Annotated in this window: 2 tRNA genes and 3 rRNA genes; all 5 read right to left on the minus strand. The window is 55.3% G+C overall.

The window, feature by feature from the left end:
- Window positions 1-49: 49 nt before the first annotated feature.
- Window positions 50-165: ribosomal RNA gene (gene rrf / locus ACGTNG_RS18065) — 5S ribosomal RNA — on the minus strand.
- 84 nt (window positions 166-249) lie between these two features.
- Window positions 250-3,138, minus strand: a 23S ribosomal RNA gene (locus ACGTNG_RS18070).
- A 255-nt stretch (window positions 3,139-3,393) separates the two neighbouring features.
- Window positions 3,394-3,469, minus strand: a tRNA-Ala gene (locus ACGTNG_RS18075).
- A 14-nt stretch (window positions 3,470-3,483) separates the two neighbouring features.
- Window positions 3,484-3,560 (minus strand) — tRNA-Ile (locus tag ACGTNG_RS18080).
- A 98-nt stretch (window positions 3,561-3,658) separates the two neighbouring features.
- Window positions 3,659-5,199, minus strand: a 16S ribosomal RNA gene (locus ACGTNG_RS18085).
- The 16S, 23S and 5S rRNA genes sit together here with 2 tRNA genes alongside, the layout of an rRNA operon.
- Window positions 5,200-5,581 lie beyond the last annotated feature (382 nt).

Here is a 5,581-nt window from a genome sequence, read left to right on the forward strand (position 1 = left end):
CATGAAAAAACCCCGAGCTCGTTGAGCTCGGGGTTTTCTCGGAATAGGTGCCTGACGATGACCTACTCTCGCATGGGGAGGCCCCACACTACCATCGGCGCTGATCGGTTTCACTGCTGAGTTCGGCAAGGGATCAGGTGGTTCCCGTACGCTATGGTCGTCAGGCGAAAAACGTATGAATCATGCTGACGAGATGCGTCTCGCGTATCCGTCGTGTCGGTTGCCATCGGCAGACCGCTTGGGTGTTATATGGTCAAGCCTCACGGGCCATTAGTACCGGTTAGCTCAACGCCTTGCAGCGCTTCCACACCCGGCCTATCAACCAGCTGGTCTCGCTGGGCCCTTCAGGAGGCTCAAGGCCTCGGGGAGATCTCATCTTGAAGGGGGCTTCCCGCTTAGATGCTTTCAGCGGTTATCCCGTCCGCACATAGCTACCCGGCAATGCCACTGGCGTGACAACCGGAACACCAGAGGTGCGTCCACTCCGGTCCTCTCGTACTAGGAGCAGCACTTCTCAAATCTCCAACGCCCACGGCAGATAGGGACCGAACTGTCTCACGACGTTCTAAACCCAGCTCGCGTACCACTTTAAATGGCGAACAGCCATACCCTTGGGACCGACTTCAGCCCCAGGATGTGATGAGCCGACATCGAGGTGCCAAACACCGCCGTCGATGTGAACTCTTGGGCGGTATCAGCCTGTTATCCCCGGAGTACCTTTTATCCGTTGAGCGATGGCCCTTCCATACAGAACCACCGGATCACTAGAACCTACTTTCGTACCTGCTCGACGTGTCTGTCTCGCAGTTAAGCACCCTTATGCTCTTGCACTCAATGCACGATTTCCAACCGTGCTGAGGGTACCTTCGTGCTCCTCCGTTACGCTTTGGGAGGAGACCGCCCCAGTCAAACTACCCACCACACACGGTCCTCGATCCGGATAACGGACCTGAGTTAGAACGCCAATGATGCCAGGCTGGTATTTCAAGGTTGGCTCCGCTCGATCTGGCGACCGAGTTTCCAAGCCTCCCAGCTATCCTACACAAGCAACATCAGCGTCCAGTGTGAAGCTATAGTAAAGGTTCACGGGGTCTTTCCGTCTAGCCGCGGGTACACAGCATCTTCACTGCGATTTCAATTTCACTGAGTCTCGGGTGGAGACAGCGTGGCCATCATTACGCCATTCGTGCAGGTCGGAACTTACCCGACAAGGAATTTCGCTACCTTAGGACCGTTATAGTTACGGCCGCCGTTTACCGGGGCTTCGATCAGGAGCTTCGCCGAAGCTAACACCATCACTTAACCTTCCGGCACCGGGCAGGCGTCACACCCTATACGTCCGCTTGCGCGTTTGCAGAGTGCTGTGTTTTTAATAAACAGTTGCAGCCACCTGGTATCTTCGACCGCTTCGCGCTTAGGGAGCAAGTCCCCTCACGCTAATGCGGCGTGCCTTCTCCCGAAGTTACGGCACCATTTTGCCTAGTTCCTTCACCCGAGTTCTCTCAAGCGCCTTGGTATTCTCTACCTGACCACCTGTGTCGGTTTGGGGTACGGTTCCACTGTATCTGAAGCTTAGAGGCTTTTCCTGGAAGCGTGGCATCGATGACTTCCAGACCGTAGTCTGTTCGTCTCGTCTCTCGGCTTTAAGGAACCGGATTTGCCTGATTCCTCGGCCTACTGACTTTCACCAGGACAACCAACGCCTGGCTCACCTAGCCTTCTTCGTCCCCCCATCGCAATACAGTGAAGTACGGGAATATTGACCCGTTTCCCATCGACTACGCCTTTCGGCCTCGCCTTAGGGGCCGACTCACTCTGCTCCGATTAGCGTCGAACAGAAACCCTTGGTCTTCCGGCGGGGGAGTTTTTCACTCCCCTTGTCGTTACTCATGTCAGCATTCGCACTCGTGATACCTCCAGCAGACCTCTCGATCCACCTTCATCGGCGTACACGACGCTCCTCTACCGCTCGTCATTCGACGAACCCGTAGCTTCGGTACCTGGTTTGAGCCCCGTTACATCTTCCGCGCAGGCCGACTCGACTAGTGAGCTATTACGCTTTCTTTAAAGGATGGCTGCTTCTAAGCCAACCTCCTAGCTGTCTGAGCCTTCCCACATCGTTTCCCACTTAACCAGGATTTCGGGACCTTAGCTGACGGTCTGGGTTGTTTCCCTTTTCACAACGGACGTTAGCACCCGCTGTGTGTCTCCCACGCTTGCACTCACCGGTATTCGGAGTTTGCCTCGGGTTGGTAAGTCGGGATGACCCCCTAGCCGAAACAGTGCTCTACCCCCGGCGGTGATACGTGAGGCGCTACCTAAATAGCTTTCGAGGAGAACCAGCTATCTCCGGGCTTGATTAGCCTTTCACTCCGATCCACAAGTCATCCAAATCTTTTTCAACAGATCCTGGTTCGGTCCTCCAGTTGATGTTACTCAACCTTCAACCTGCTCATGGATAGATCGCCCGGTTTCGGGTCTATTCCCAGCGACTGGTCGCCCAGTTAAGACTCGGTTTCCCTACGCCTCCCCTATACGGTTAAGCTCGCCACTGAAAATAAGTCGCTGACCCATTATACAAAAGGTACGCGGTCACAGAACAAGTCTGCTCCCACTGCTTGTACGCACACGGTTTCAGGATCTATTTCACTCCCCTCTCCGGGGTTCTTTTCGCCTTTCCCTCACGGTACTGGTTCACTATCGGTCAGCCAGGAGTATTTAGCCTTGGAGGATGGTCCCCCCGTCTTCAGTCAAGGTTTCTCGTGCCCCGACCTACTCGATTTCACACCAATCAGATTTCGACTACGGGGCTATCACCCTGTATCGCGCGGCTTCCCAACCGCTTCGTCTATCGGTCATGGTGCTTAAGGGCTGGTCCCCGTTCGCTCGCCGCTACTAGGGGAATCTCGGTTGATTTCTTTTCCTCGGGGTAATGAGATGTTTCAGTTCCCCCGGTTCGCCTCCTGACACCTATGTATTCAGTGCAGGATACCCACGTTACCGTGGGTGGGTTTCCCCATTCAGAAATGCCCGGGTCGCAGGTTGTTTGCCACCTCGCCGAGCCTTATCGCAGGCTTCCACGTCTTTCATCGCCTCTGGCTGCCTAGGCATCCACCGTGTGCGCTTCATCGCTTGACCATATAACCCCAAGAGGTCTGGTCCGCGATGACAATCGACAATTGCCGGATACGCTTGAGACGTATCTCGTGTCTCTTCCTCTCGGAAGAAACGTTTGTCAGCATGATTCACATTGTTAAAGAGCACTGTTCAGAGAACAGTGGAAAGCCGCTTGGCTTGCCGCTGGTCTCTGTGTCTGGACTGTGTGGGAAAGGATGGTGGAGCCTAGCGGGCGGTGCGACGATTCGCTCGAATCGCTGACCTCCTGCTGCAAGATGGTGGAGCCTAGCGGGATCGAACCGCTGACCTCCTGCGTGCAAGGCAGGCGCTCTCCCAGCTGAGCTAAGGCCCCTCTGATCCTGCAAATGGTGGGTCTGGGCAGACTTGAACTGCCGACCTCACCCTTATCAGGGGTGCGCTCTAACCAACTGAGCTACAGACCCGGCTACAAACCACTGGGTCCGCGACCCAAACAGTCTTTGCTCTGGTCGATCAGGTAATTCATTGTGGACACTTGCCGAGTGCCGGCGACGTCGTCGATTAAGGAGGTGATCCAGCCGCAGGTTCCCCTACGGCTACCTTGTTACGACTTCACCCCAGTCATGAACCACACCGTGGTGATCGCTCTCCCGAAGGTTAAGCTAACCACTTCTGGTGCAGTCCACTCCCATGGTGTGACGGGCGGTGTGTACAAGGCCCGGGAACGTATTCACCGTGACATTCTGATTCACGATTACTAGCGATTCCGACTTCACGGAGTCGAGTTGCAGACTCCGATCCGGACTGAGACCGGCTTTATGGGATTAGCTCCACCTCGCGGCTTCGCAACCCATTGTACCGACCATTGTAGCACGTGTGTAGCCCTACCCGTAAGGGCCATGATGACTTGACGTCGTCCCCACCTTCCTCCGGTTTGTCACCGGCAGTCTCCTTAGAGTTCCCGACATTACTCGCTGGCAAATAAGGACAAGGGTTGCGCTCGTTACGGGACTTAACCCAACATTTCACAACACGAGCTGACGACAGCCATGCAGCACCTGTCTGTGCGTTCCCGAAGGCACCAATCCATCTCTGGAAAGTTCGCACGATGTCAAGGGTAGGTAAGGTTCTTCGCGTTGCATCGAATTAAACCACATGCTCCACCGCTTGTGCGGGCCCCCGTCAATTCATTTGAGTTTTAACCTTGCGGCCGTACTCCCCAGGCGGTCGACTTATCGCGTTAACTGCGCCACAAAGGTCTCAAGGACCCCAACGGCTAGTCGACATCGTTTACGGCGTGGACTACCAGGGTATCTAATCCTGTTTGCTACCCACGCTTTCGCACCTCAGTGTCAGTGTCAGTCCAGAAGGCCGCCTTCGCCACTGGTATTCCTCCCGATCTCTACGCATTTCACCGCTACACCGGGAATTCTACCTTCCTCTCCTGCACTCTAGCCTGACAGTTCCGGATGCCGTTCCCAGGTTGAGCCCGGGGCTTTCACAACCGGCTTATCAAGCCACCTACGCGCGCTTTACGCCCAGTAATTCCGATTAACGCTCGCACCCTCCGTATTACCGCGGCTGCTGGCACGGAGTTAGCCGGTGCTTCTTCTGTGAGTGATGTCGTCCCTTGGGGGTATTAGCCCCAAGGCTTTCTTCCTCACTGAAAGTGCTTTACAACCCGAAAGCCTTCTTCACACACGCGGCATGGCTGGATCAGGCTTTCGCCCATTGTCCAATATTCCCCACTGCTGCCTCCCGTAGGAGTTCGGGCCGTGTCTCAGTCCCGATGTGGCTGATCATCCTCTCAGACCAGCTACGGATCGTCGCCTTGGTGAGCCATTACCTCACCAACAAGCTAATCCGACATAGGCTCATCCGATAGCGCAAGGTCCGAAGATCCCCTGCTTTCCCCCGTAGGGCGTATGCGGTATTAGCCTGAGTTTCCCCAGGTTATCCCCCACTACCGGGCAGATTCCTATGCATTACTCACCCGTCCGCCGCTCGACGCCTCCTAGCAAGCTAGGATCGTTTCCGCTCGACTTGCATGTGTTAGGCCTGCCGCCAGCGTTCAATCTGAGCCATGATCAAACTCTTCAGTTTAAAGTCTGATAGTTCCTAAGGTGGAACCAAACCTGGCTCAAGGTTCAAACGTCTCATTTGACGAGTCGCTTGCCTTGAATGTTTCAGTGACTGGTCACCGACATCCCGACAAGCGCCCACATGAATTACCTGATCGATTGTTAAAGAGCGTCTCGCTGTTGCCGTCGTGTCCGGCCGACTTCTTGTGAAGCGGCGGTCTCGCCGGCGCCCTGCGAGGAAGGCGTATTCTACATGACCGGCTGTTCTTGTCAACCCTGCGAGGCGTCCCGAAGAAGCGAAGCGGGTGACCGAAACCTCATTTCGCTAGAGCGAAGCGAGTGCCGATCGAGTGGCGTGCATTCTACCGAATGCGGCGAGTTCGTCAAGCGGGAATTTTCAAAGC

Origin of the sequence: Halomonas sp. B23F22_3 (assembly GCF_043496965.1) — a bacterium.
In the GTDB taxonomy this organism is placed as follows: domain Bacteria; phylum Pseudomonadota; class Gammaproteobacteria; order Pseudomonadales; family Halomonadaceae; genus Halomonas.